The organism is Massilia sp. Root418, assembly GCF_001425265.1.
GTDB lineage: Bacteria > Pseudomonadota > Gammaproteobacteria > Burkholderiales > Burkholderiaceae_D > Rugamonas.
This window is the reverse complement of record NZ_LMEC01000026.1, coordinates 283,790-308,956: the sequence shown is the minus strand read 5'-3', so window position 1 is coordinate 308,956 and position 25,167 is coordinate 283,790. Positions and strand designations below refer to the sequence as shown.

The 25,167-nt window shown below is 67.9% G+C and carries 21 protein-coding genes; 18 read left to right on the top strand and 3 right to left on the bottom strand.

The features are described 5' to 3' along the window. Positions 1-13 precede the first annotated feature (13 nt). Positions 14-1,237 carry a pyridoxal phosphate-dependent aminotransferase gene (locus ASC94_RS29865; RefSeq protein ID WP_056404880.1) on the top strand — a complete coding sequence of 408 codons (1,224 nt, stop codon included), beginning with the start codon at positions 14-16 and terminating at the stop codon, positions 1,235-1,237. 7 nt (positions 1,238-1,244) lie between these two features. On the opposite strand, the gene ASC94_RS29860 is transcribed toward ASC94_RS29865, so the two are convergent. After that, positions 1,245-3,218 (bottom strand): sigma-54-dependent Fis family transcriptional regulator, encoded by a 1,974-nt coding sequence (locus tag ASC94_RS29860; RefSeq protein ID WP_082616933.1) that lies wholly within the window; start codon positions 3,216-3,218, stop codon positions 1,245-1,247. A gap of 283 nt (positions 3,219-3,501) precedes the next feature. Between ASC94_RS29860 and ASC94_RS29855 the strand changes: the two genes are divergently transcribed. From ASC94_RS29855 to ASC94_RS29795, 13 genes are all read left to right on the top strand, one after another. Beyond that, the gene (locus ASC94_RS29855) at positions 3,502-4,107 is read left to right on the top strand and encodes a VOC family protein (RefSeq protein ID WP_082616932.1); all 606 of its coding nucleotides are present in this window, start codon (positions 3,502-3,504) and stop codon (positions 4,105-4,107) included. 2 nt (positions 4,108-4,109) lie between these two features. Continuing rightward, a complete protein-coding gene (locus ASC94_RS29850) occupies positions 4,110-5,375 on the top strand; it encodes a HupE/UreJ family protein (protein ID WP_157201646.1) in 1,266 nt (421 codons plus the stop codon). A gap of 191 nt (positions 5,376-5,566) precedes the next feature. Continuing rightward, complete coding sequence (locus tag ASC94_RS29845; protein WP_056404876.1) at positions 5,567-6,574, top strand: thiamine pyrophosphate-dependent dehydrogenase E1 component subunit alpha; 1,008 nt, start codon at positions 5,567-5,569, stop codon at positions 6,572-6,574. Between the two features lie 25 nt (positions 6,575-6,599). Next, entirely contained in the window at positions 6,600-7,658 is a 1,059-nt protein-coding gene (locus tag ASC94_RS29840) for an alpha-ketoacid dehydrogenase subunit beta (protein WP_056404874.1), read from the top strand. After that, complete coding sequence (locus ASC94_RS29835) at positions 7,655-7,903, top strand: lipoyl domain-containing protein (protein WP_056404873.1); 249 nt, start codon at positions 7,655-7,657, stop codon at positions 7,901-7,903. The genes ASC94_RS29840 and ASC94_RS29835 overlap by 4 nt, the downstream gene beginning before the upstream one ends. Then, positions 7,903-8,622, top strand: coding sequence for a 2-oxo acid dehydrogenase subunit E2 (locus tag ASC94_RS29830; protein ID WP_056404870.1), 720 nt, complete (start codon positions 7,903-7,905; stop codon positions 8,620-8,622). Before ASC94_RS29835 ends, ASC94_RS29830 begins: the two co-directional genes overlap by 1 nt. After that, on the top strand, positions 8,623-9,399 hold the full coding sequence (locus tag ASC94_RS29825) for a hypothetical protein (RefSeq protein ID WP_056404867.1): 777 nt from the start codon (positions 8,623-8,625) through the stop codon (positions 9,397-9,399). Positions 9,400-9,431: 32 nt separating this feature from the next. Further along, positions 9,432-9,998 (top strand): gluconate 2-dehydrogenase subunit 3 family protein, encoded by a 567-nt coding sequence (locus ASC94_RS29820; RefSeq protein ID WP_200955854.1) that lies wholly within the window; start codon positions 9,432-9,434, stop codon positions 9,996-9,998. Positions 9,999-10,020: 22 nt separating this feature from the next. After that, positions 10,021-11,595 (top strand): GMC family oxidoreductase, encoded by a 1,575-nt coding sequence (locus ASC94_RS29815; protein WP_056404865.1) that lies wholly within the window; start codon positions 10,021-10,023, stop codon positions 11,593-11,595. Positions 11,596-11,655: 60 nt separating this feature from the next. Beyond that, positions 11,656-12,858 (top strand): hypothetical protein, encoded by a 1,203-nt coding sequence (locus ASC94_RS29810; protein WP_056404863.1) that lies wholly within the window; start codon positions 11,656-11,658, stop codon positions 12,856-12,858. A gap of 28 nt (positions 12,859-12,886) precedes the next feature. Then, positions 12,887-14,602: a PQQ-binding-like beta-propeller repeat protein gene (locus ASC94_RS29805; RefSeq protein WP_056404860.1), complete on the top strand. Its 1,716-nt coding sequence runs from the start codon at positions 12,887-12,889 to the stop codon at positions 14,600-14,602. Positions 14,603-14,640: 38 nt separating this feature from the next. After that, entirely contained in the window at positions 14,641-14,979 is a 339-nt protein-coding gene (locus ASC94_RS29800; RefSeq protein WP_056404858.1) for a cytochrome c, read from the top strand. Between the two features lie 99 nt (positions 14,980-15,078). After that, entirely contained in the window at positions 15,079-16,350 is a 1,272-nt protein-coding gene (locus ASC94_RS29795; protein WP_056404857.1) for an aminotransferase class V-fold PLP-dependent enzyme, read from the top strand. A gap of 34 nt (positions 16,351-16,384) precedes the next feature. Here the strand turns inward: ASC94_RS29795 and ASC94_RS29790 are convergent, their stop codons facing one another. Both ASC94_RS29790 and ASC94_RS29785 read right to left on the bottom strand, forming a co-directional pair. Then, on the bottom strand, positions 16,385-17,647 hold the full coding sequence (locus ASC94_RS29790; protein WP_056404853.1) for a nitrate/sulfonate/bicarbonate ABC transporter ATP-binding protein: 1,263 nt from the start codon (positions 17,645-17,647) through the stop codon (positions 16,385-16,387). A gap of 17 nt (positions 17,648-17,664) precedes the next feature. Beyond that, positions 17,665-19,446 carry an ABC transporter permease subunit gene (locus ASC94_RS29785; protein ID WP_056405426.1) on the bottom strand — a complete coding sequence of 594 codons (1,782 nt, stop codon included), beginning with the start codon at positions 19,444-19,446 and terminating at the stop codon, positions 17,665-17,667. 487 nt (positions 19,447-19,933) lie between these two features. Between ASC94_RS29785 and ASC94_RS29780 the strand changes: the two genes are divergently transcribed. From ASC94_RS29780 to ASC94_RS29765, 4 genes are all read left to right on the top strand, one after another. Then, positions 19,934-21,853 carry a TonB-dependent siderophore receptor gene (locus ASC94_RS29780; protein ID WP_056404851.1) on the top strand — a complete coding sequence of 640 codons (1,920 nt, stop codon included), beginning with the start codon at positions 19,934-19,936 and terminating at the stop codon, positions 21,851-21,853. After that, positions 21,841-22,464, top strand: coding sequence for a YfiR family protein (locus ASC94_RS29775; protein WP_056404849.1), 624 nt, complete (start codon positions 21,841-21,843; stop codon positions 22,462-22,464). The genes ASC94_RS29780 and ASC94_RS29775 overlap by 13 nt, the downstream gene beginning before the upstream one ends. After that, complete coding sequence (locus ASC94_RS29770; protein WP_082616930.1) at positions 22,461-24,350, top strand: ATP-binding protein; 1,890 nt, start codon at positions 22,461-22,463, stop codon at positions 24,348-24,350. Before ASC94_RS29775 ends, ASC94_RS29770 begins: the two co-directional genes overlap by 4 nt. 88 nt (positions 24,351-24,438) lie before the next feature. Continuing rightward, a complete protein-coding gene (locus ASC94_RS29765) occupies positions 24,439-25,164 on the top strand; it encodes an SIMPL domain-containing protein (RefSeq protein ID WP_056404845.1) in 726 nt (241 codons plus the stop codon). Positions 25,165-25,167 lie beyond the last annotated feature (3 nt).

The window sequence follows — 25,167 nt, the reverse complement described above, 5'->3', positions numbered from 1 at the left end:
TTGAAAGTGCAAGATGACACACACCCAGCAAGACCCCCGCCAGCCCGACATCCCCCGCGCCCTGCGCGCCGCCGCCCGCGTGCAGGCGATAGAACCGTTCCGCGTCATGGAAATCATGAAAGCGGCCAGCGCGGCGGCCAAAGCCGGCGTCGACGTCATCAGCATGAGCGTCGGCGAGCCGGACTTCACGGCGCCCGAACTGGTCACGGAGGCGGCCGTGCGCGCAATCCGCGGCGGCGCCACGCAGTACACGGACGCCCTCGGCCTGCCCGCGCTGCGCGAAGCCATCGCCGGCCACTACCGCAGTGCCTTCGGCCTGGAGATCGACCCGCGCCGCGTTATCGTCACGGCCGGCGCGTCGGCCGGGCTGCTGCTGGCATGCGCCGCGCTGGTGTGCGAGGGCGACGAAGTGCTCATGCCCGACCCCAGCTACCCCTGCAACCGCCATTTCGTCTCCGCCTTCGGCGGCAAGGCGGTCCTGGTGCCGTGCGGCGCCGGACAGCGCTACCAGCTGACGGCGGAACTGGCGGCGCAGCGCTGGAGCGAACGGACCCGCGGCGTGATCGTGGCTTCGCCATCCAACCCGACCGGCACCTCGCTGACCGTCGGGCAGATGCGGGACTTGCTGGTCGAGGTGCGCGCGCGCGAACGCTTCGCCATCGTCGATGAGATCTACCAGGGCCTGTCCTATGACCATGCGCCGCACAGTGCGCTGGGCCTGGACGACCAGGTCATTACCGTCAACAGCTTCTCGAAGTACTTCAACATGACAGGCTGGCGCCTCGGCTGGCTGGTTGTGCCCGAGCAGCTGGTGAGCGTGATCGAAAAGCTGGCGCAGAACCTGTTCATCTGTCCCTCCACGGTGGCGCAGCACGCCGCGCTGGCCTGTTTCCACCCGGACTCCATCGCCGTGTACGAGCAGCGCCGCCTGGAATTCAAGCGCCGCCGCGACTTCTTTGTGCCGGCCCTGCGCCAGCTGGGCTTCGGCGTCCCGGTGATGCCGGACGGTGCGTTCTATGTGTACGCCGATTGCCGCGGCGTGGCCCATCCGGCCAGCGGCGACAGTTCGGCCTTCGTCATGGCGGTACTGCGGGAAGCCGGCGTGGCCTTCGTGCCGGGGGATGATTTCGGCGTGGCGGCGCCGCACCGCCATGTGCGCTTCTCGTATGCCACCGCCTATGGCCGCATCGAGGAGGCCGTGCACCGGATGGGGCGGCTGTTGCAGGCGAACGGCTGAGCGAAGGCTAGTCGCCGCCTGCCGCGTTGGGCGCCACGATGCCCCAGCGCGTCATCTTGCGGTAGATGGTGGCGCGCGAGATGCCCAGCTGCTGGGCCGCGCGCGTGACGTTCCAGCGCTGCTTGCGCAGCTCGCGCAGCAGCACGCTGCGCTCGTCGCCCGGGGCGCTGCATTCCGCATCCTGCGCCTGTGCCGGCGCCGGCAGCGCGTGGCCCGAGGGGCCTTGCGCGGCGTCGCGCAGGTCCGCAGGCAAGTCAAGCAGCTCGATATGATCGTGCTCGCACAGCGCCACGGCCGCGCGCAGGGCGTTGATGAGCTGCCGCAGATTGCCCGGCCACCGGTAGGCCAGCAGGGCCCGCAGTGCTTCCGCCGACATCGTCACCTGGCCCCGGCCGGTCTCCGCCGCAACCCGGGCCAGCACGCTGTGCATCAAGGTCGAGATGTCGGCGCGCTCGCGCAGCGCAGCCAGGTGGATCTTCATGCCGTTCAGGCGGTAGTACAGGTCCTCCCTGAACTGGCCCGCCATCACCTGGTCCAGCAGGTTGCGGTGGGTGGCGCAGATGATCTGCACGTCCACTGGCACCGCTTTTTCCGCGCCCAGCGGCACGATCTCTTTTTCCGCCAGCACGCGTAGCAGGCGGGTCTGCATTTGCAAGGGCATGTCCCCGATCTCGTCCAGGAACAGCGTGCCCCGGTGCGCCTGCAGCAGCTTGCCGCGCATGCCCTTGGCACGCGCACCGGTGAAGGCGCCTTCGGCATAGCCGAACAATTCGCTCTCGATCAGCGACTCCGGTATCGCCGCGCAGTTCAGCGCCACGAATGGCTGTTCGGCGCGCTCGCTGGCATGGTGGATGGCGTTGGCGAACACCTCCTTGCCGGTGCCGGTCTCTCCCTGCAGCATGATGGCGATGCCCTTGTCGATCACGCGCCGGATGATGGCCACGTTGCGCTTCATCTGCGCGTCCTCGCCCGCCAGCTCTTCCAGCGTGAGTAACGTGGACACCGAAGGATGGCTGGAGCGTGCGCTGCGCGAAGGCTGTACGCACAGCGTGCGGCCGCTGGGCGCGCGCATCAGCGCATAGTACTGGCGCCCGCTGTGCAGGGCGCGCAAGGCCAGGGTTTCGCGGTGCTGCGCGCCGGAGGATGCCAGCAGCGTTTCCAGGCGCGCATCGAACACCTGGTCCACGCTGCGGCCCAGCAAAGCCTGTTCCGCACCCTGCAAGGCCTGTTGCACATTGCGGTTGACGGCGATGATGCGGCCCAGGTGGTCGAGCGCGATCAGGCCGTCCGTCACCACCTCGGCAAATTCGCGGCGCCGGCTCAGGCGGATGATCCAGTGGTCCTCGAACTTTTTGAGGAAGTGCGCGTTCTCTATCATCTTGGCCGATACCGACACCAGTTGCAGCATCAGCGCCTGGCTGCGCTTGTCGTCCGGCGAGGACAGCGCTGACGCGTCCAGCACCGCCAGCAGGCTGCCGTCGGTATCGAGAATGGGCGAAGCGCTGCAGGTTAGGGTGGTGTTGGTCGAGCGGAAGTGCTCGGCCTGGTGCACGGTCAATGCGCTTTGGTCGGCGATGCAGGCGCCCACGGCGCACGTGCCTTCCTCCTCTTCGGACCAGCAGGCGCCGAGGTACAGGCCCGCGCGCCGCAGCTCGCGCTTTTGCAGCGCGTCGGCCTTGAAGTCCACCGTCACGCCCTGGCAGTCGGTCAGCAGCACCACATAGCCGGCGCTGCGCACCTGGTTGAACAGGTATTCCACCCCGCCGCGCGCGATCTGCATCATCGGTTCCATCGGGTCCTGGTGGTCGCGCAGCTGGCCCCCGGCCAGCACGCGCGGCGCCTGGCGGCGCCCCGGGTCAAGCTTGTACTGGCCCAGCGAGCGGCGCCAGGAGCGCACGATCAGCGGGTCGGCGTCGGCGCGGGCAATGCCGCGCGAACGCAGTAATGCCAGGTCTTCATCGACGGTGGCAAAGGTACTCATGGCAGGTCTCCGTTCCCCGGTTTGGACCAGGATATTGATTTGATATAGACCATGCTAGCAAGCGCAGTGCCACCCTGCAAGCGCGCCTTGCGCAGGGGCGCGGGCCGCCGGCGGTGAGACAACTGTCTCACTTTTCGTCTCTTTGGAGCAGCTGTCGCGTGCCACAGGCGGCGCGCCAGACGCGCAGCACGGCCTGCGCATGCTGGTGCGATTTTTGCAAAGGCAGCTTGCGCCCCGCCATCCGGCGCGGCGCCGACCACATAAAAAATCCAAGGAGATTGGCATGAAATACAACAAACTACTGCGCTCGGCGCTGCTGGCGCTGGCTTTGCCGCTGACGTTGGCGCCCGGCGCGCAGGCAGGCACCCTGCCGGGCATGCGCGGTTCGGACCACCTTGGCATCACGGTGCCGAACATGGCCGACGCAGTGGACTTCTTCGTCAAGGTGATAGGCTGCGACGCCTCGTTCGACCTGGGCGCATTCAAGTTCGACGACGACTGGATGCAGGTGCACCTGAACGTGGACCCGCGCGCCGAGATCAAGCGCTTCCGCATGGTCCGCTGCGGCTACGGCACCAACCTGGAGATCTTCGAGTACGGCGCGCCCAAACAGGCGCCGCGCCCGCCGCAAAACAGCGACGTGGGCGGCCACCACCTTGCCTTCTACGTGGACGACATGGACAAAGCAGTGGCCTTCCTGAAGGCGAGCGGCGTGAAGGTGCTGGGTGACCCCAGCACCTTCAAGGAAGGCCCGGCCGCCGGCCTGACCTGGGTCTACTTCCTGGCACCGTGGGGCATGCAGCTGGAACTGGTCAGCTATCCCAAGGGACGCGCCTACGAGAAGGGCGCCAGGCGCCTGCTGTGGGACCCGCGCGCGCCGGCGAAATAGCCATGGGCCGCAGCGCCTGTACGGCCGCGCTGCGCGCCTGCCTGGCGCTGCTGCTGGCCTGGACCGCCGCTGCGGCGGCCCATCCATCGTCGGACCGCCTGGTGCGTGTGGTCCACTTCGAGCCGCGCACGGACGGCCTGGCCGCCTACGTCCGGCTGTCGTTGCCGCTGCTGCCGCAGTCTGGCGGCGTGCGCTACGACAGCGTCGAGAGCGGCCGCCTGTTCCACTATCTCGACACGGCCGCCGCGCAGGCAAGGCTGGAACAGCTGGGGCGGCTGCTGGCGGACAGCCACCGGCTTGGGGCCGGCGGCCAGGCGGTGGCGGCGCGGGTGCTGGCGGTGCGCGTCCGCAGGCGCGGCCAAGTGCCGCCGTTCACCACGCTGGACCAGGCGCGCCGCGCGGCGCACGCGGTGATGCCCGACATGCAAGGCGGTGAGCCTACCGAAACGCGCCACGTGCTGGTGGACGCCGAGCTGCTGTATCCCGTTGCGCGCGGCGCGGCAGGCTACCCGCCGCTGTCATTCTGCAGCCTGGGCGGGCCTGAACCCGGCAGCCTGGCTGACATAGCCAACATCCTGTTCTTCCACCAGGACGGCGCGCTGCGCACTTATGCGGTGGGCGGCACACTGGCAGTGCCGGTGCAGCTGAACCCATCGCTGGCCGGCGCCGCGCGCATGTTCCTGCTGGCCGGCTCCGAGCACATCCTGCAAGGCTGGGACCATCTGCTGTTCGTCCTGTGCCTGGTGCTGGGGCCATTGCAGCTGAAACCCATCGCGTTGCGCATCACCGCATTCAGCATTGGCCACTCTCTGTCGCTGGGCGCCGGCCTGTTCGGCTGGATGCCGGCAGGCGCATGGTTCCCGCCGTGGGTGGAAGTGACGATCGCGCTGTCGCTGCTGGGCGCCGCCTTGTCGGCGCTGCGTGCAGACCGCAGCGCACGGCCGCAGCCTCTGATGCCGATGCCGATGCCGGCGCTGGCCGCCGTGGCGGCGGTGGGGCTGGTGCACGGCTTCGGCCTGGCGTTCGGCCTGCGCGAACTGCTGGCCGACAGCAGCGTGCCGCCGCTGGCCACACTGCTGTTCTTCAACCTCGGCGTGGAAGCGGGCCAATTGCTGGTTGCTTCCGCCGCGTGGCTGGCGCTGCGCGGATTGCAGGCCTGGCGTAGCGGCTGGGCTGCACGCACGCAAACCGGCATCGCCTTCGGCTGCACGGCGGTGTCCCTGTTCTGGCTCGCCGGTCGCTTCGTCGCGGCGATGCCCGCTCCCTAGGCGGCTTCCCGCGACAGCTGTCGCCGCCAATGAGACAGCTGCTGTGCCAACTGTCGCGCAAACGCCCGGTAACGGCGGGCTGTATCGCCCGCAAGCGCGGTTTTTCGCCTGGCATGGTTGTTGCGGAATACCTGCCAAGAGCGCGTAGCCCGGCGCGCGCTTCCGACAGAGACAAATTACAGGAGGAGTAAATGGAACACACGTCAGAGCAGCTGATCTGGATGTATCAGACCATGATCGCGATTCGTGAATTCGAAGACACCATGGTCAAGGTCTACCTTGAGGGCAAGCTGCCGCCGAATATCCAGAAAGGCCTGGCCTTCGACATCGGCTCCGGTCCGGTACCCGGCGAGATGCACCTGGCGGCGGGGCAGGAGCCGGTGGCGGTGGGCGTGTGCGCCCACCTGCGCGCCGACGATACCGTGGTCGGCGCACACCGCTCGCACCATTTCGCCATCGCCAAGGGCGTGCGCTTGCCGGAGATGACGGCCGAGATGTTCGGCAAGGCCACCGGCCTGGGACGCGGCAAGGGCGGCCATATGCATCTGTTCGATCCGGCCGTGAAGTTCAGCTGCAGCGGCATCGTGGGCGCCAGCATGCCGCCGGCCTGCGGCGCCGCGCTGGCGGCCAAGAAGCGCGGCAGCGACGCGGTGGCGGTGGCCTTCTTCGGAGAAGGCGCCACCAACCAGGGCGCCTTCCATGAATCGATGAACCTGGCCGCGCTGTGGAAGCTGCCGGTGATCTTCATCTGCGAAGACAACAAGTATGCGATCTCGGTGGAGAAGGCCGATTCCACCGCCATCGCCAACAACTCCGACCGCGCCGCTGCCTACGGCATGCACGGCATCCTGGTCGAGCGCAACAGCGCGCTGGACGTGTTCGAAGCCGCCGGCGCCGCGGTGGCGCGCGCCCGGCGCGGCGAGGGCCCGACCCTGATCGAGGTGAAGACGGACCGCTACCACGGCCACTTCCAGGGCGACCCGGAGGTCTACCGCGCCAAGGGTGAAGCCGAGCAGGCGCGCAAGAACGACCCCATCCCGCAACTGGCGGCCTTCCTGCGCGCGCACGGCCTGCTGGACGACGCCACCGAGGCCGAACTGGTGGCCGGTGCCAAGTCCCGCGTGGCAGGTGCCTACGCCTTCGCCCGCAACAGTCCGGACCCAGCGCCCGAAGAGGCGCTGCAGCACGTTTTCTGCTGACCCCACAACCAAGGAGACCATCATTATGAGCAGCCCCACCAACACCAGCGCAGCGCGCCGCATGACGATGGCGCAGGCGATCGCCGAGGCCATCGCCCAGGAAATGCAGCAGGACCCCGAAGTATTCGTGCTGGGGGAGGACGTCGGCAAGTACGGCGGCATCTTCGGCGCCACCACGGGCCTGCTGGCCAGGTTCGGCAAGGACCGCATCATGGACACGCCGATTTCGGAAACCGCCTTCATCGGCGCGGCCATCGGCGCTGCGGCCGAGGGCATGCGCCCGATTGCGGAACTCATGTTCGTCGACTTCTTCGGCGTCTGCATGGACATGATCTACAACCACATGGCCAAGAACACCTATATGGCAGGCGGGAACATCAGCCTGCCGATGGTGCTGATGACAGGCATCGGCGGCGGCTACAACGACGCCGCCCAGCATTCCCAGTGCCTGTACGCCACCTTCGCCCACTTGCCGGGCATGAAGGTAGTGGTGCCGTCCAACGCCTACGACGCCAAGGGCCTGATGATCCAGTCCATCCGCGACAACAATCCGGTGGTGTTCATGTTCCACAAGGGGATCATGGGCCTGCCGTGGATGTCCTACTTCGAAGGCAGCACCAACGAGGTGCCCGAAGAAGCCTACGCCATCCCGTTCGGCCAGGCGCGCGTGGTGCGCGAAGGCACGGACCTCACCATCGTGACCTTGAGCCAGATGGTGCAGAAGGCCGTGCTGGCGGCCGCCGAACTGGCCGGCGAAGGCATCAGCGCGGAAGTGATCGACCTGCGCACCATCGTCCCGCTGGACCGCCAGGCCATCCTCGACTCGGTGCGCAAGACCGGCCGCCTGCTGATCGCCGACGAAGACTACCTGAGCTTCGGCCTGAGCGGCGAGATCGCCGCCATCGTGGCCGAGAACCTCGACAGCGTCACCCTGCGCGCGCCGGTCAAACGGCTGGCCGTGCCGGACGTGCCGATTCCTTACGCGCGCCCGCTGGAGCAGTTCGTCATTCCGCAGGTGGACGGCATCGTTGCCGCCGCGCGCCAACTCGTATCCGCAAACACCATTGAAAGGAAAGCAGCATGAGCGAAATCCATTTACCCCAGGACGCCTGGGAAGACGTCGAACCCGGCACCGAGGCCCTGCTGGAACAATGGCTGGTGAAGCCCGGTGACCGCGTGGCGGCCGGCCAGACGGTGGCCGTGGTGGTCATGGTCAAGACCAGCATCGAAGTGCCGGCGCCGGCGGACGGCGTGCTGGACCAGGTGCTGATCGAAGCCGACGCCACGGTTGCCCAGGGCAAGCCGCTGGCTACCTTGCGGGCGGCGTGATGAATGCCCACACCCCGGCCGTCGCGGTGGCCGATCAGGCGGCGCCGCCCCAGCTGGTGCCGCTCAAGGGCATACGCGGCAGCATCGCCCGCAACATGACGGCCGGCTGGCAGGCGCCGCGTGTGGCGCTCGGCATGGACGTGGACATGCGCCGCTGCCAGCTGCTGCGCGCCCGCCTGCAGGAGCGCGCCGGAACCGGCGTGCGCCTGAGCGTGATGCCCATCGTGCTGCGCGCGCTGGCGCTCACGCTGCGCAGCCATCCGGCGATGAACGCCCTGATGCGCGAAGGCGCCATTGAACGCATGCCGGGCATCCACCTGAACGTGGCGGTGGCGCTGGAAGAGGGCCTGGCCGTGCCCGTGATACGCGACGCCGACGCCAAGAGCATCGAGCAGATCGCGGCGGAAGCGGCGGCGCTGGCGGCCGGCGCGCGCGCCGGCACGCTGCCGGTCAAGGCTTACCAGGGCGGCACCTTCACGGTAAGCAGCCTGGGTGCGGCAGGCGTGGACTGGTTCACGCCCATCCTCAACCCGCCCCAGGTGGCCATCCTGGGCCTGGCGCGCGTGGCGGACCGGCCGGTGGTCCAGGGCGGCAAGCTGATGATCGCGCCGGCCACCACGCTGTCGCTGGTGTTCGACCACCGCGCGGTGGACGGCCATCCTGCCGCGCTGTTCCTGGGCGAGCTGAAAGCCCGCCTGGAAGCGGCCGAGGGGCTGTAGGTGTTCGCGCCGCTATGGAACGCGCCGCGCCAGCCCGCGCTGGCCAGCTGCCGCGAAGAGCAGGAGTGGAACGCGCGCCTGCTGGCCCAGCCGGCGGACGGCGCGGCCATGCAGCTGTGGCGCTACGGCGCGCCCGGCGTAGTGCTGGGCTGCGCGCAGCACGCCGCGCTGGACGAGGTGGCGCAGCGCGCGGCAGCCGCCGGCATGGAGGCGGTGGTGCGCCAGGCGGGCGGCGGCGCAGTGCTGGCCGGGCCGTGGATGCTGAGCGCCTCGGTGCTGCTACCGCAGGGCCATCCTCTGGCCTCCGGGCAGCTGGTGCACAGCTACCGCTGGCTGGGCGAGCTGTATGCGGGCGTGCTGCGCAGCCTGGGCGTGCCGGCCCATGCGCTCACGCCGGAGCAGGCGCGCACGCTGCAGCGACGGGCCGGCGCGGTGCAACTGGGCTGGGCCTGCTACGGCGGCTACTCGCCGTGGGAGGTGGTGGTGGGGCACCGGAAGATCGTCGGCCTGGCGCAGGTGCGGCGGCGCGGCAGCGTGCTGCTGGTGGCGGGGCTGCAGCTCGCGCAGCCGGACTGGCCGCTGCTCGCGCGGGCACTTGGCCGGCCTGCCGGGGACGCGGCGGCGCTGGCGGCCTGCAACACCTCGTGCGAGCAGGAAGCGGGCGGCGGCGACTGGCTTGACTCGGTGGCAGGCCCGCTGCGGCAGGCGCTGAGTTACGCGCTGTTCCACCTGCCGCAGGCGCAGGCGGAGGCTGCGGACGCGGCGGAAATTTACTGAAGCAGGCTACTTACAACAACTAAGGAGATGACATGGACAAGCAAAAAAGCGGCATGCGCGTGGTCGACAAGGCGGTGACGCTGACGCGGCGCGGCTTCCTCAAAGGCACAGGCCTGGCAGGGATAGGCGTGAGCGTGGTATCGGCCGGCGCGCTGCTGGCCAGTCCGGGCGCGGCGATGGCGCAGCAGTTCGAGGTGCTGGGCGGCGATACCGGCGCGGCGCTGCTGCGCATGGCGCGCGACATTTTCCCGCACGACAAGCTGGCCGACAAGTACTACCAGCACGCCATCCTGCCCTACGACGCGCAGGCGGCCAAGGACCCGGCGCTCAAGGCGCTGCTGGCCGACGGGGTGGCGCAGCTGAACCGGCGCGCGCGCCAGGCCCATGGCAAGGATTACGCAGCCGTGGCCGAGGAAGCGGACCGCGTGGCGCTGCTCAAGGAGATCGAGGCCACGCCGTTCTTCGCCAAGATCCACGGCGGCCTGGTCACGGGGCTGTACGACAACAAGGCGGTGTTCCCGCTGTTCGGCTATGAGGGATCGTCGTGGGAGAAGGGCGGTTACGTGAACCGGGGTTTCGACGATATCGATTGGATCTGACAACAAGAACGAGGAGACAAGCATGGCGATCAAATACAGCACCGGCGACCGCGACGTGGTCGTCGTCATCGGCTCGGGCGCGGGCGGCGGCACGCTGGCCAACGAGCTGGCCCAGCGCGGCGTCAAGGTGGTGATCCTGGAAGCGGGCAAGCACTACACGCAGGCCGATTTCGAGAACGACGAATGGGCGATGTTCAACAAGATATCCTGGCTCGACAAGCGCATCTCGGCGGGAGGCTGGCACCATACCAAGACCTATCCCAACCTGCCGGCGTGGATAGTAAAAGGCGTGGGCGGCTCCACCGTGCACTTCTCCGGCGTCGCGCTGCGCTTCCAGCCGCACGACTTCCAGACCCGCACCGTGTACGGCCAGGTGGAGGGCGCCAATGTGCTGGACTGGCCCATCACCTACAAGGACCTGGCGCCATACTACGACAAGGCGGAGAAGAAGATGGGCGTGGCCGGTACGGCCGCCAGCGGCTTGCCGCCGATGCCGGAGAATAATCACTACAAGGTGATGGCGGCGGGCGCCCGCAAGATCGGCTACAAGAAGATCGTGCGGCCGGTGGCATCCAACAGCAAGGCCAACGACGGCCGCCCCGCCTGCATGCAGATCGGCTTCTGCATGCAGGGCTGCAAAATCGGCGCCAAGTGGTCCACGCTGTACACGGAAATTCCGCGCGCGCTGGAGACCAACCGCGCCGAACTGCGCCAGCAGGCCATGGTGCTGCGCATCGAGCACGACAAGTCGGGCAAGGTATCCGGCGTGCTGTACGCGGACGCCAAGGGCAGGACCCAGCTGCAGAAGGCGCGCGTGGTGTGCGTGGCGGGCAATTCCATCGAGTCGCCGCGCCTGCTGCTCAATTCCGCCTCCAGCCTGTACCGCGACGGCCTGGCCAATTCCTCCGGCCAGGTGGGCAAGAACTATATGAACCACTCCACGGCGGCTGCGCTGGCGATCCACCGCAAGCCGGTGTATATGTACCGCGGCTTCGACATCGGCGCCGTGGTGGCGGACGAGGTGGACCTGGACACGCGGCGCGGCTTCAACGGCGGCTACTATCTCGAAGGCTTGGCGCTTGGCCTGCCCTACGCCGCAGCCTTCATGAATCCGGGCGGCTGGGGCAGGGATGTAACGTCGGCGCTGGATATGTATGACCACATGAGCTGCGTATGGGTGTGCGGCGAGGACATGGCGCGCGAGCAGAACAGCATCACGCTGCACCCCACCGAGAAGGACCAGTACGGCCTGCCGGTGCCCATCGTTACCAAGACCTACCACAGCAACGACGAAGCCATCGCCGCCCACGGCCTGCGCCAGTTCCGGCGCCTGTCCGAGGCCGTGGGCGCCACCCGCGTGATCGACATGCCGGCCTACCCGGCCAGCCACAACATGGGCACCAACCGCATGAGCGGCCTGGCGCGCGACGGCGTGGTGAACAAGTGGGGGCAGGCGCACGACATCAAGAACCTGTTCATTTCGGACGGCAGCCAGTTCACCTCCAGCTCCGCCGCCAACCCAACCTTGACCATCGTGGCACTGGCGATCCGGCAGGCCGAATACATCGCCGGCGCCATGAAACGCAAGGAAATCTGAAGCGCGCACAGAAGTACCCGAGGAAGTACCCAAGCACAAAAACTATAACTGGAGACAAGCATGAAACACAATATCAAGCGCCGTGCCACGGCGGCGGCACTCTGCTGCGCGTTCAGCGCGGGCGCGTCCGCCGGCGTGGGTTTCGACACGGCCGACGGCTGGAAGTACAGCACCGACGGCTGGGTCATCCTGCAAGCCCACAAGCAGAACGGCGACAGCCCGGACACCACGGGCTTCCGCATGAGTTCCGGCACCACGCCCAGCCTGATCGCCTTCAACGTCACTGCCCCCGCCGTGGACGGCATGACGCTGAGCAGCCGCGTCGGCCTGTACATCAATGCCCAGTCGGGCGAGGGCAATTTCCGCAATGCCGGCAACGTGGGCAACACCGGTTCCAAGGCGCTCGACCCGCGCGAGATCTGGGCCAAGCTGTCCGCACCGTGGGGCGAGCTGGTGTTTGGCAAGTCCTACAGCATCTACCAGGGCGAACCGGTACTGGCCGACGCTTCCGTGCTGGCGGGCGGGCTGACCGGCTACGACAACGTGAACACCACCAATGCGCTGGCGGCCACCTTCAACGCCGGCTATATGTACACCAACTTCAACGCCGGCCTGCGCTACAACTCGCCCCAGGCCGAGGCACTGACGTTCTCGGTGGGCGTCTACGATCCCAGCCAGGTGCGCAACGTGTTCGCCGGTTCCGGCGCGGACCGCACCAACTCGCCGCGCGTCGAGGGTGGCGTGTATTACCGCCACCAGGGCGGCGGCATGAAGCTCAAGGTCTACGGCGACTTCACCTGGCAGCGCGCCAGCCACTGCCTGACGGCGGCGGGGCTGGCCTGCCTGGACGACAAGGTGAGCACGCGCGGCCTGTCGGCCGGTGCCACGGCCGATGCGGGCCCCTTCAACGTGCACCTGTCCGGTTTCCGCGGCGAGGGCCTGGGCTCGGTGCTGATGCAGGACCTGGATGCGCTGGACGCCGACGGCCGCGCGCGCAAGAGCCGGGGCCTGTTCGGCCAGCTGGTGTACCGCCCCACGGCGGCGCTGTCGCTGCGCTACAGCTATGGCCGCACACGCATCGACGGCACGGCCGCCACCCTGGGCCACCTGGCGCAATCGCACATCGCCGGCGCCTACTACGCCGTGAACCGCTACCTGACCGTGTACGGCGAGCTGGCCAATTCGCGCTTCAGCTACAACCCCGTCTTCCAGCACCGCACCGACACGGACTACGCCACCGCCGGCGTCCGTTTCATGTGGTAAGCCGCCCATACCAAGAGGAGAAACGAACATGAACAAGCATCCACAGCGCCGCGCGCGCGCCATCGCCGCCTGCCTGGCCGCCGCCGGCGCCGCCGCCGTTTCCGCCATGCTGGCCGCCACGCCGCCCGCCCACGCAGTCGCGCCGCCCATGCCGGGACCGTCCGGCGGCGAGGCCGATCCGAACAACTGGACCCAGTACCACCGCACCTCGAACGCCTGGCGCTACTCGCCGCTGGAGCAGATCAACAAGGACAACGTCCAGCGCCTGAAGGCGGCCTGGATACACCAGCCGGGCGACATCACGGCCGGCCTGATCTCCACGCCGCTGGTGAAGGACGGCGTCATGTACTACGTGGCGCCCAACAACAACGTGTTCGCGCTGGACGCCGCCACCGGCCAGGCCATCTGGCACTACCAGCCCAAGCTGGCCGCCATCGCCAGCCAGAGCTTTTACGCCACGCTGAGCCGCAGCCTGACCATGGGCCACGGCCGCATCTACCTGGGCACGCTGGACGGGCGCTTCGTGGCCATCGATGAAAAGACCGGCAAGGAAGCCTGGTCCACCCAGCTGACCGACTTGAAGACCTGCTTCGGCTGCCTGTTCTCGTCCTCGCCCATCCTGGCCGGCGATGTGCTGATCGGCGGCAGTACCGGCGGCGACCAGCCGCAGCGCGGCAAGGTGTACGCCGTCAATGCGCTCACCGGCGAAAAGCTGTGGACCTTCGACACCATCAAGGACGATCCGAAAAGCTGGCCGGACGGCACCGGCCAGGTCGGCGGCGGCGGCGCGTGGCTGCCCGGCACCTACGACGCGGCTTCGGACACGGTATTCATCGGCACCAGCAATGCCGCGCCGGATTTCTATGGCGACGCGCGCAAGGGCGACAATCTGTACACCGCCAGCCTGCTGGCCATCGAACCAAAGACCGGCAAGCTGAAATGGCACCGCCAGGAGATCCCGCACGACACCTTCGACTACGACGCGGCCTACGAGGCGCTGATCGTGAAGAAGGACGGCAAGGACGTCATCGTCCACCTGAACAAGAGCGGCTTCGTATTCGTGATGGACAAGGCAAACGGCAAGCTGGAAAACGTGTGGCCACTGAGCCAGACCTATAACTTCGTGAAGACCATCGATCCCAAGACCGGGGAGCTGATCGGCCGCAAGGCCATGCCGGCCGGGCAGGAGACCTTGCTGTGTCCCTACCTGCTGGGCACGCGCAGCTGGAACCCCGGCGCCTACAGTCCGAAGACGGGGCTGTGGTACACCAACGCCATGGAAGTGTGCCAGAAGGTGGTGCCGGCCAAGCAGGAGACCAAGGGCATGGGCATCGCCAGCCTGTACCTGGGCGTGGACAAGCTGGAGGCGGTGCCGCCTCCGGACCGTCCCGCCGAGGGACGGCTGGACGCGCGCGACCCGCTCACGGGCAAGCTGAAATGGAGCGTGAGCTACGCCATCCCGGGCCTGGGCGGCGTGCTGGCCACCGGCGGCGGCCTGGTGTTCAACGGCGATCCGTTCGGCTATGTGCACGCCTACGATGCGGACGACGGCAAGGAACTGTGGAAGTTCCAGGCCGGTTCCGGCATCCGCGCCGGCATCATCAGCTACGCCGTCAACGGCAAGCAGTACATCGCGGTGCCGAGCGGCTGGGGGTCGCTGGCGCCGGGCTTCATGGCCAGCGCTTTCCCCAAGATCAAGGACCTGACCGGCGGCGCCGCAATGGTGGTATTCGCCCTGGACTAAGCCATTGCTAATCCGCTACTAAGCCACTGGAGACTGTCATGCACAACACCATCATCCCCATGCTGTTCCTGCTGTCCGGCCTGGCCTTGGCCGCGCCGCCGGCCGACTTCGACACGCCGGCCACTATCGCGGCGGGGCAGAAGCGTTTTAACCAGAATTGCGTGTACTGCCACGGCAACGCGGGTTCCGGCGGCAAGGGCGCACCGCTGCAGGGCCGCGACGACCTGCCGCCGCAATACCTGTTCGACACCATCAGCAACGGCAAGACGCGCGGCGCACTGCAGATGCCGCCATGGAAGGACGCGTTCTCTCCGCAGGAGATCTGGGAGCTGAGCGCCTACATCCATTCGCTGCGGGCGCGCACGCCGGCGCGCTAGGGCCTGCGGCCGGTGGCCTGGGGGCAAGCGCAAGAAGAGGAGCTCCCGCCGGGAGCTCCTTTTTAGCTATACTGGAGGGCACCCATTCCAGGAGCATCCATGAGCACCAACCAGCACCGCCGCCGCAACCTGCTGCGCACCGCAGCCGGCCTGTCACTGGGCGCCGCCTCGATCACGTCCGGTGCGCGCAATGCCGCCGGCCCCGCGCCGGGGACGGGTGACGTGCTCGCAGCCAGCTATGACGTTGCGCCCGACTTCATCAACCTAGAGAACGGCTACTACGGCGTCATGCCTACGCCCGTGGCCGATGACTTCAAGCGCAATATCGATTACCTCAACCGCTACAGCTCGCGTTTCCTGCGCCGCGAATTCGACCGCGACGGCATCGAGGCCATCCGCGCGCAGCTGGCGCGGCATGCCGGCGTGGCCACCGGTGAAATCGCCATCACGCGCGGCGCCACCGAATCGCTGCAAAACCTCATCAGCAATTACCGCCACGTCGGCGCCGGCGACACCGTCATGTACGGCAACCTCGATTACGACGCCATGCAGTACGCCATGAACGACCTGGCCCAGCGGCGCGGCGCGTCGGTGGCCGTGGTCCAGCTGCCCGAGCCGGCCAGCCGGCAGAACGTCATCGACGCCTACGAACGCGCCTTGCAGCAGCATCCGCGCACCCGGCTGCTGCTGCTCACCCACATCAGCCACCGCACCGGCCTGGTGATCCCGGTACTGGAGATCGTGAAGATCGCCAAACGCCGCAACGTGGACGTGATCGCCGACGTGGCCCAGTCCTGGGGCCAGCTCGACTTCCGGATTCCGGACCTGGGCGCGGACTTCGTCGGCGCCAACCTGCACAAATGGGTGGGTGCGCCGCTCGGCCTGGGCTTCCTCTACATCCGCGCCGGGCGGTTGCAGGACATCGGCGTGCACATGGGCGACCGCGACTTTCCCGAGACCGATATCCGCTCCCGCGTCCATTCCGGCACCGTCAACGCGGCCGCCATCATGACCATTCCATCCGCGCTCAAGTTCCACGGCCAGGTCAGCCTGGCCGAGCGCAGCGCGCGCCTGCGCGGCATGCGCGACCAGTGGGTCCGGCAGGTGCGCGATATCCCGAACGTGCAGGTTTTGACGCCGGAAGAGAAGGACATGTACGGCGGGCTCACCTCGTTCCGCATCCAGGGCAAGACCAGCTTTGACGCCAACGTGGCGCTGGCCCGCACGCTGGCGGACGACTACGGCATCTTCACTGTCGCGCGCAATGGGCCAGCAGGCGGCGCCTGCGTGCGCGTCACGCCCTCGTTCTTCACGCGCAGCGCGGACCTGGACAAGCTGGCCGCCGCCATCCGCGCGCTGGCCGCCGCCTGACCCCGGCTGCGGCCGGAGAGGACGGTGGTGCGCGTTACGGCAAGGCCAGGCGCCTGGTGTGGAAATCGTAGTCGTAGATTTCGCCGTAGCGGCCCCATTCCACGGCGATTTCCAGCGTGCGCTTGGCTTCGTCCGCCTTCAGCATGGTCTCCAGCAGCGCGAGGAAGGGCTCTTCCGGCAGCGAGCCGCCGTCCGCCTGCGCCAGCTGTTCGCGGATGCGGACCGCCAGCGGCACGTGCTTGAGCAGCTGCTGTCCGAACAGTTCCTGCCTCAAGGCCTGGTCCGCCGCCGCGTAGCGCAAGCCCAGCGCGGTGAGTGCGATGTCGCCTTTCTCCACCACGGCCAGCTCCAGCATGGCCAGCGCGTCGCAGGTGGGGAACAGCTCCTCGTCCGGCAGTTCGGTTTCCTCGGCCAGCTGCGGCAGGTCGGCGCGGCCGCCGAAGGGCTCGGCGGCCACCAGTTCCAGCACCGATTCGATGCGGCTGATGTCGGTCTCCGGCAGGCGGTAGCCGCGTTGCGGCGCGCCAGCCGCGCGCATGGTCATCAGGCCGTACACCTGGTCGATCAGGTCGCGCACTTCGCGGGAGTCGGCGTTGCGCGGGCGCGGCAGGCCGATGGCGATCTCGTGCCGCACGCGGCCCGGATCGCTGGACAGGATGACGATGCGGTCCGACATCATGACCGCCTCCTCGATATTGTGCGACACCACCAGAATGCCGCGCGTGGGAATGCGGCCGCTGTCCCACAGGTCCAGGATATCGTTGCGCAGCGTTTCGCCGGTCAGCACGTCCAGCGCCGAGAAGGCTTCGTCCATCAGCAGCACGTCGGGATGCGTGACCAGGGCGCGCGCGATGCCGACGCGCTGGCGCATGCCGCCGGACAGTTCGCGCGGCAGTGCGCCGCCGAAGCCGGCCAGGCCGATCAGCTCCAGCATCGCGTCGGCGCGGCGCGTGCGTTCGGCGGGCGGCACGCCTTGCGCCTCCAGCCCCAGCTCCACGTTCTGCTGCACCGTCAGCCATGGAAACAGCGCGAAGGACTGGAATACCATGGCAACGCCTGCCGCCGGCCCGTCGATCTGCGCGCCACGGTAGGCCGCGCGGCCCCGGTCCGCAGGGATCAGCCCCGCCATGATGCGCAGCAGGGTGGACTTGCCGGAGCCGGATTTGCCCAGCAGCGCCACGATTTCGCCCTTGCGCAGCGAGAAGTCCACGCCGTCCAGTATCACGCGCGGCGCGCCGTCGGCCTTGGTGAAGGATTTGCCGATCCCGGCCAGTTCCATCAGGATGTGTTCAGTCATGCCAGCTCCTTGTTCCATCAACCCAGTCCACGGTCTTCTGCCAGCCGGTACAGGCGGTTCCAGAAGAAACGGTTCAACAACATCACGAATACGCACATCACGCTGATGCCGAGCGCTATGCGGTGGAAATCGCCGGCGTCGGTCATGTGCTTGATGTAGCTGCCCAGGCCATCGGCGGCCAGCGTGGTGTGGCCCCAGGTGACGTACTCCGCCACGATGCTGGCGTTCCACGAGCCGCCGCAGGCGGTGATGGCGCCGGTCAGGTAGGCGGGGAACACGGCAGGCAGGTAGACGCGCTTCCATTTCAGCCAGCCTTTGAGGCCCAGGTTGCCGGCCGCCAGCCGCAGTTCGCTGGGGATGGCGGAGGCGCCCGCCACCACGTTGAACAGGATGTACCACTGGGTGCCGAACACCATCAGGGGGCTGAGCCAGATGTCGGGATTGAGCCGGAACGCGACCATCAGGTACACCACCACCGGGAACATCAGGTTGACGGGGAAGGCCGCCAGGAACTGGGCCACGGCCTGCACGCCCTGCGCCCACTGCGGGCGCAAACCTATCCACACCGCCACCGGCACCCACAGCAGCGATGCCAGCGCGATCAGCACCGTCACGCGCAGCAGCGTGACCATGCCCAGCCAGACCACGTGCGCCACTTCCGGCCAGCCCACGGTGCCGTGCACGAAGGACGCCAGCCGCCAGGCCGCCAGCAGGGAGGCCAGGATGAGGGCCGCATCCCAGATGCGCGCGCCGTGCCGCGCCATTGCCCCCCGCAGCGCCGCCCGCCGGCGCGCCCATGGCGCGAGGGGCGCCAGGGACGGTGCGGCCCCGGTGATGCCATGCATGCCGCCGGCACGCTTGCCGGGCGCGGAGGCGAACCAGCCCAGGGTGCCGCGCATGCAGCGCCAGAAGCGGTCCGTCAGGCGGCGCAGCCAGCGGCTGCGGCGGCCCCAGTCCAGCAGCCAGGATCGCTGCGCGGTGTCGCCCTGCGTATCCTCGAAGCGGAACTTGTCGGCCCAGGCCAGCAGGGGTCGGAAGAACAACTGGTCGTACAGCACGATCCCGGCCAGCATGGCGGCGATGGCCAGCGCAATGGCGCGCGCGTTCTCGGTCTCGATGGCCACCGCGATATAGGCGCCGATGCCGGGCAGCTTGATGTCCTGGCCGGCCACCGAGATGGCCTCGGCCGCCACCAGGAAGAACCAGCCGCCGGACATGGACATCATCATGTTCCACAGCAGATTGGGCATGGCGTAGGGCAGCTCCAGGCGCCAGAAGCGCTGCCAGCCGGACAGGCAGAACACCCGCGCGGCCTCGTTCAGCTCCGCCGGCACGCTGCGCATGGACTGGTACAGGCTGAACGCCATGTTCCACGCCTGCGACGTGAAGATGGCGAAAATCGCCGCGCATTCCACGCCCAGCAGGCTGCCCGGGAAGAGGGCGATGAAGGGCGCGATGGCGATCGCCTGGAAGCCCAGGATGGGCACGGATTGCAGCACGTCCAGCAGCGGCAGCAGCACTTTTTCGGCGGCGCGGTATTTCACTGCCACGGCGGCGAAGACGAAGGCGAACAGCAGCGAACAGCCAAGTGCCATGAACATGCGCAGCATGGTGCGCAGCAGATAGTAGGGCAGCCAGGCCGCGTCCAGCGGAATGGCGGCGGCCTGGCCCAGCGTGAAGGGACGCGCCATCTGCATGGCGCCGTAGCCGGCGGCGGCAAGCACAGCCAGCACCAGCGGCAGCAGGGCCCAGTCCCAGCGGTTGGGACCGGCGTGGCGGAGGGAGAATAATTTGAACATCGGCATTCCCGGTACAGGCTGCGCGCGGCAGCCGGGTTCCACGGCGCATGCGCGGCCCGTCCGCAGCGCAGGGGGCGCAGCCGGCAGGCGGTACATGCGATCAGTTGTGTATGGGGAAGCTCCAGCGCCGGACAGGTGCCGGGCGGGAAAGACACCATCATCCGCCGCTGGCAGGATGACGGCAGGGGAAGCCTGCGTTATCTTGCCGGGGCGGTGCCAGAGCATGCCTGGCGACAACTACCACTCGAACAAGTGCCCATGCGGGGCTCCATAAAATGTAGACAGGGCGCAGTGTATTTTGCAACTTGCACAAGGTCAAGAAACGATCGGCAGTCCTAAGGCGGTTCTAAGAATGTCGCAAGCGGGCATCAACTGTTGCGTTCTCCCCAATCGGTGGCCCGAACTGGCGCGAAATTGCATAACGGAACCTGCGGCCCGCAGGGAAATGTTTATAATCTTTTCAGAGTAGTCATCCGAGAGACGGGCCATGCCGACACGCATCCACCGCAGCACTTTTCTGCCCTGCCTCGCCCTCCTGTTCGCAGGCGCCGCGCTTGGCGCTGAAACTGTGCCGGACAGCGACCTGGCCGACTTGTCCATTGAGCAGCTCAGCAATATCCTCATCAATTCCGTCTCGCGCCAGGATGAGCGGCTGAACAATGCGGCCGCCTCGGTCTTTATTCTCACCGGCAGCGAGCTGCGCCGCAGCGGCGTGCGCAGCCTGCCGGAGGCGCTGCGGCTGGCGCCCAATCTGCAGGTGGCGCGGGTGGACGCGCGCAATTACGCGGTGACCGCGCGCGGCTTCAACAATGCCTTTGAAAACAAGTTGCTGGTGCTGATCGACGGCCGCAGCATTTATTCGCCGCTGTTTTCCGGCGTGTTCTGGGATGCCCAGGACGTGGCGATGGAGGACGTCGAACGGATTGAAGTGATCAGCGGCGCCGGCGCCACCATCTGGGGCGTAAACGCGGTTAACGGTGTGATCAATATCATCACGCGCTCGGCGCGCGACACCCAGGGCGGCCTGCTGAGCGCGGTGGCCGGCGCGCACGAGAAGGATGGCACGGCGCGCTACGGCGCCCGCACGCAGGGCGGCGCCTACTACCGCCTGTACGCGCGTTATATGGACGTGGATGACACCTACGAACAGAGCGGCGCCATCACCCGCACCGGCATGCGCCGCCGCCAGGCCGGCTTCCGGGCCGACATGGATCTGCTGCAGGGCGGGCTGATCCTGACGGGCGACGCCTACCAGGGCGCGCTGGCCCAGCGCCGCACGGCCGACATTCTGATTTCCGGCGCCAACCTGGTGGGCCGCTACACGCGCAAGCTGGCCGGCGGCTCGGATCTGCGGCTGCAGCTGGTGCTGGACCACACCGAGCGCAACCAGCCGAACAATTTCATTGAACGCCTGGACACGGCGGAAATCGAGGCCCAGCAGGGCGTGCGGCTCGGCGGCGCGCACAGCCTGGTATGGGGCGGCGGCTACCGCCACAGCTGGGACGATGTCACGCCGATCGGCTTCGGCTTCCAGCCCCCCAGGCTGGACATGCACTGGGCCAATGTGTTCGCCCAGGATGAGATCACCGTCGCGCCGCAGCTGAAATTCACGGCCGGCCTGAAGGTGGAGCATAACAACTACACCGGCGCCGAATTCCTGCCCAGCATGCGCATGGCGTGGACCCCGGATCCGCGCCAGCTGGTGTGGGGCAGCCTGGCGCGCACCATCCGCGCGCCATCGCGCGTGGACCGCGACTGGTACGCGCCGGCCAAGCCGCTCATCATCGCCGGCCAGCCGCGTTACCTGGTGGCCGGCGGCCAGACTTTCGAGTCCGAGGTGGCCAACGTGGCGGAGCTGGGTTACCGTGCGCAGCCCAGCGCGCGCTGGAGCTATTCCGGCACCTTGTTCTTTGCAGACTACGACAAACTGCGCAGCACCGAGCCGCTGCCCGTGCTCGGCTTCGAATTCCGCAACCTGGGCAAGGCCACCACGCGCGGCCTGGAACTGTGGGGCCGCTGGCAGGCCACGCGGGCCTGGCGCCTGAGCGGCGGGCTGACTGCGCAGAAGGTCAAGCTGGGCCTGCGGCCGGGCAGCCGCGACAGCCTGACCAGCGGCCTGTTCCTGGCCAACGACCCGCGTTTCAACTGGCAGCTGCGCTCGTCCTACGACGTGTCCGACGCCCAGCAATTGGACCTGACGCTGCGCTACAATGGCGAACTGCCGCACCCTGTGGTGCCGTCCTATTATGAGATGGACCTGCAGTGGCTGTGGCGCGTGCGGCCCAACCTGGAGGTGGCGCTGATCGGCCAGAACCTGCTGCACGCGCGCCATCCCGAATGGGGCGCGGCACCCACCCGCAGCGCGTACGAGCGCAGCGCACTGCTGAAAGTGACATGGCGATTCTGATCCCCGCCGGCGCGTCCGGCCCCCTCCCGTTTCCGGCGCGCCGTACCTGGGCGGATTTCGCCTGCGCGCGCTGGCTGATGCTGGTCTGCTATCTGTGCCTGGCGCTGAGTTGCCTGGCCGGTGGCGCGGACGCGCCGCCTGCGCCGCCGGGCAACGTTGAGCGCAATGTGAAGGCCGCCTTCCTCTACAAATTCCTCGGGTACGTCGAGTTCGGCAACGGCCAGGACGCCGGCCCGCTGACGGTGGGCGTGCTGGGCGCGGACGACGTGGCCGCCGAGCTGGCCCGCATCACCACCGGGCGCCTGGTGGGCACGCGCGCGGTGGTGGTGCGCCCGCTGCGCGAGGGTGAGCCGCTGACCGGCCTGCACATGGTGTTCATAGACGGCGACGCGCCGAAGCCCCAGGCGGTGCTGCGCGCGGCCCAGCAGGGCGGTGTGCTCAGCGTGACGGACAGCGACGAAGGACTGGAGCTGGGCAGCGTGATCAATTTCCGCGTGGTGGAAGACCGGGTGCGCTTCGAGGTCTCGATACCGGCCGCCGAGAAAAGCCATCTCAAGCTCAGTTCCCGCCTGCTGGCGGTGGCCTACCACGTGAGAAAAGGCGGTTCATGATGTTTGCGCGCCTGAAGCCAGGCACGGTGCGCGGCAAGCTGATCCTCATGGCACTGGCCACCACCTTTGTGGCACTGGTGGCTTCCTCGGCCGCCATGCTGCTGTACGACCTGGACTCCTTCCAGCAGTACTGGGTGGACGACATGACCACCCAGGCCGAGATCGTGGCGGCGGTCAGCACCACCGCGCTCAGCTTCAACGACCAGACCGCGGCGCGGCAGAACCTGTCGCTGTTGCGGGTGCGCCCGCAGATCCAGGCCGGCGCCATTTATGCGGCCAACGGCACGCTGTTCGCCGCCTATGCCCAGTCGCTGGAGGACACGCCGGTGTTCCCGGCCAAGCCGGGCCGGCCGGGCTACGCCATCGAAAGCGGGCGCCTGGTGGTCTACCACCCCATCGTGGAAAACCGCGAGGTGATCGGCACGGTTTACCTGAGCGCGCGCTACCGGCTCATCGAGCGCCTGCGCAGCTATGCCGCCATCCTGGGCGGCGTGATGGTGCTCAGCCTGCTGCTGGCGGCGCTGGTGGCCAGCCGCCTGCAGCGCGGCATCACCCAGCCGCTGGCGGCGGTGACCGGGGTGGCGCAGGAAGTGATGCAAAAGCGCGACTTCAGCCTGCGCGTGCCGCCCTCGGGCAGCGGCGAGATCGGCACCCTGGTGGCGGCCTTCAACAACATGCTGGCCGAGGTGGGGAGGCGCGCCTACGCACTGCAGGAAGCCAACCAGACGCTGGAGCGCGAAATGGCGGTGCGCCAGGGCGCCGAGCGCGCGCTGCTGCTGGCGGACCGGCGCAAGGACGAATTCCTGGCCACCCTGGCGCACGAGCTGCGCAATCCGCTGGCGCCCATCCGCACCGGGCTGGACATCCTGCGCGTGAATCCGGACGACCACGCCGCAGGCGCCCGCGCCCGTACCATCATGGAGCGCCAGCTCAAGCAGATGGTGCGGCTGGTGGACGATCTGCTGGACGTGTCGCGCATCAATACCGGCAAGCTGGCGATACGGCGCGCGCCGCTGCAGCTGCACACGGTGGTGAGCGACGCGCTGGAGCTGGTGCGGCCCTATCTGGCGTCGCTGGACCACACGCTGGAGGTGCAGCTGCCGCCGCCGCCCGTGTACATCGACGGCGACGCCACCCGGCTGGCCCAGGTGCTGTCCAATCTGCTCAACAACGCCGCCAAGTACACCGACCGCGGCGGCCGGCTGTCGCTGCGGGCCGCGCTGGAGGGGGGCGTGCTGCGCATCCGCGTGCGCGACAACGGCATCGGCATTGCGCCGCACATGCTGGGTGAGATTTTCGATATGTTCGTGCAGGCCGACACCTCGCTGGAGCGCAGCACGGCCGGGCTGGGCGTGGGCCTGTCGCTGGCGCGCAAGCTGGCCGAGCTGCACGGCGGCAGCATAGAGGCGGCCAGCGCCGGCTTGGGGAAGGGCAGCGAATTCACCGTGACGCTGCCGGTGATGGCCGTGCCGGCGGACCCCGCCACGGCAGCGCCCAGCGCGGAGAGCGGGCGGCAGCATTACCGCATCCTGCTGGTGGACGACAACGCCGATTTCGTCGACAGCATCGGCAGCCTGCTGCGTACCGCAGGCCACACCGTGCGCGTGTGCCACGACGGCATGCGGGCGCTGGACATCGCGGACTTGTTCGCCCCCGACTTCGCCTTCCTCGACATCGGCCTGCCGCAGCTCAACGGCTACGACCTGGCGCGCGCGCTGCGCCGGCTGCCGGGGCTGCGCGACACGGTGCTGGTGGCGGTCACCGGCTGGGGCCAGCAGAAGGACAGGGAGCGGGCCTTCGAGGCGGGCTTCCAGAGCCACCTGGTGAAGCCGGTCGGCTTCGAGCAGATTGTCGCCATCCTGGACAGCGCGAAGGTGGGTTGCTGAAGCAGCTTGCCGACGCAGCTTGCCGAAGCAGGTTGCCAAATTTTGTTAATTCGGCAATACTTGCGATTTACTATTTCATATTGCCGCCATGCTGAAAAAATCCCTGTGTGCCGCAGCGCTTGCGCTGGCTTCCCTGCAAGGCGTCGCTGCCGCCGAGCTGCCGTCCTACCCCTTCATCCACGCGCGCGGCACCGGCTTCATGTACGTGCAGCCGGACTTGGGCGAGATCGATTTCGACGTGTCGGCTTATGACGCGAACGCGGAGGCGGCGGTGGCGGTGATCCAGGAGCGCGTGCTGGAGATCCGCGCGCTGCTGGCCGAGCAGGGCGTGCCGGATGCGGACGTGGACGTGCGCGACATGCGCCGCCAGATCCGCAAGGCCAGCATCACCGCGTCGGATCCCGAATACGATATCAAATGCTCGATCCACATCGTGGTGCGCGACCTGGGCAAATGGCGCGACATCATGATGCCGCTGCTGAAGAAGCAGAACCTGGACGCGTTTGCCGCGACCTTCGGCCTGAAGGAGCGCGCCAAGGTGGAGGCGGAACTGACGGAGCACGCCGTGCGCGAAGCCACCGCCAAGGCCGACGCCATGGCCAAGGGTTTCGGCAAGCGCGTGGGCGCGGTGGCCGGCGTGTCGTCGGACGAGATCAAGAACATCACCCGCTCGATCGGGCTGGCGCCGGTTGAATGGCCGCGCAACAGCAACAGCGCGAACACCAAGCGCAACGAGCAGGACCCGGCGGACCTGCTGATGGTGAGCGCGATGAAGATGTCGCAGTCGGTCGACGTGCTGTTCCGCTTCAAGTGATGC

What these genes read in the sequence shown, in the direction of transcription:
- ASC94_RS29865 (WP_056404880.1), top strand. Translation starts at nt 14, where the DNA reads ATGACACACACCCAGCAAGACCCCCGCCAGCCCGACATCCCCCGCGCC.
- ASC94_RS29860 (WP_082616933.1), bottom strand. Translation starts at nt 3,218, where the DNA reads ATGAGTACCTTTGCCACCGTCGATGAAGACCTGGCATTACTGCGTTCG.
- ASC94_RS29855 (WP_082616932.1), top strand. Translation starts at nt 3,502, where the DNA reads ATGAAATACAACAAACTACTGCGCTCGGCGCTGCTGGCGCTGGCTTTG.
- ASC94_RS29850 (WP_157201646.1), top strand. Translation starts at nt 4,110, where the DNA reads ATGGGCCGCAGCGCCTGTACGGCCGCGCTGCGCGCCTGCCTGGCGCTG.
- ASC94_RS29845 (WP_056404876.1), top strand. Translation starts at nt 5,567, where the DNA reads ATGGAACACACGTCAGAGCAGCTGATCTGGATGTATCAGACCATGATC.
- ASC94_RS29840 (WP_056404874.1), top strand. Translation starts at nt 6,600, where the DNA reads ATGAGCAGCCCCACCAACACCAGCGCAGCGCGCCGCATGACGATGGCG.
- ASC94_RS29835 (WP_056404873.1), top strand. Translation starts at nt 7,655, where the DNA reads ATGAGCGAAATCCATTTACCCCAGGACGCCTGGGAAGACGTCGAACCC.
- ASC94_RS29830 (WP_056404870.1), top strand. Translation starts at nt 7,903, where the DNA reads ATGAATGCCCACACCCCGGCCGTCGCGGTGGCCGATCAGGCGGCGCCG.
- ASC94_RS29820 (WP_200955854.1), top strand. Translation starts at nt 9,432, where the DNA reads ATGGACAAGCAAAAAAGCGGCATGCGCGTGGTCGACAAGGCGGTGACG.
- ASC94_RS29815 (WP_056404865.1), top strand. Translation starts at nt 10,021, where the DNA reads ATGGCGATCAAATACAGCACCGGCGACCGCGACGTGGTCGTCGTCATC.
- ASC94_RS29810 (WP_056404863.1), top strand. Translation starts at nt 11,656, where the DNA reads ATGAAACACAATATCAAGCGCCGTGCCACGGCGGCGGCACTCTGCTGC.
- ASC94_RS29805 (WP_056404860.1), top strand. Translation starts at nt 12,887, where the DNA reads ATGAACAAGCATCCACAGCGCCGCGCGCGCGCCATCGCCGCCTGCCTG.
- ASC94_RS29800 (WP_056404858.1), top strand. Translation starts at nt 14,641, where the DNA reads ATGCACAACACCATCATCCCCATGCTGTTCCTGCTGTCCGGCCTGGCC.
- ASC94_RS29795 (WP_056404857.1), top strand. Translation starts at nt 15,079, where the DNA reads ATGAGCACCAACCAGCACCGCCGCCGCAACCTGCTGCGCACCGCAGCC.
- ASC94_RS29790 (WP_056404853.1), bottom strand. Translation starts at nt 17,647, where the DNA reads ATGACTGAACACATCCTGATGGAACTGGCCGGGATCGGCAAATCCTTC.
- ASC94_RS29785 (WP_056405426.1), bottom strand. Translation starts at nt 19,446, where the DNA reads ATGTTCAAATTATTCTCCCTCCGCCACGCCGGTCCCAACCGCTGGGAC.
- ASC94_RS29780 (WP_056404851.1), top strand. Translation starts at nt 19,934, where the DNA reads ATGCCGACACGCATCCACCGCAGCACTTTTCTGCCCTGCCTCGCCCTC.
- ASC94_RS29775 (WP_056404849.1), top strand. Translation starts at nt 21,841, where the DNA reads ATGGCGATTCTGATCCCCGCCGGCGCGTCCGGCCCCCTCCCGTTTCCG.
- ASC94_RS29770 (WP_082616930.1), top strand. Translation starts at nt 22,461, where the DNA reads ATGATGTTTGCGCGCCTGAAGCCAGGCACGGTGCGCGGCAAGCTGATC.
- ASC94_RS29765 (WP_056404845.1), top strand. Translation starts at nt 24,439, where the DNA reads ATGCTGAAAAAATCCCTGTGTGCCGCAGCGCTTGCGCTGGCTTCCCTG.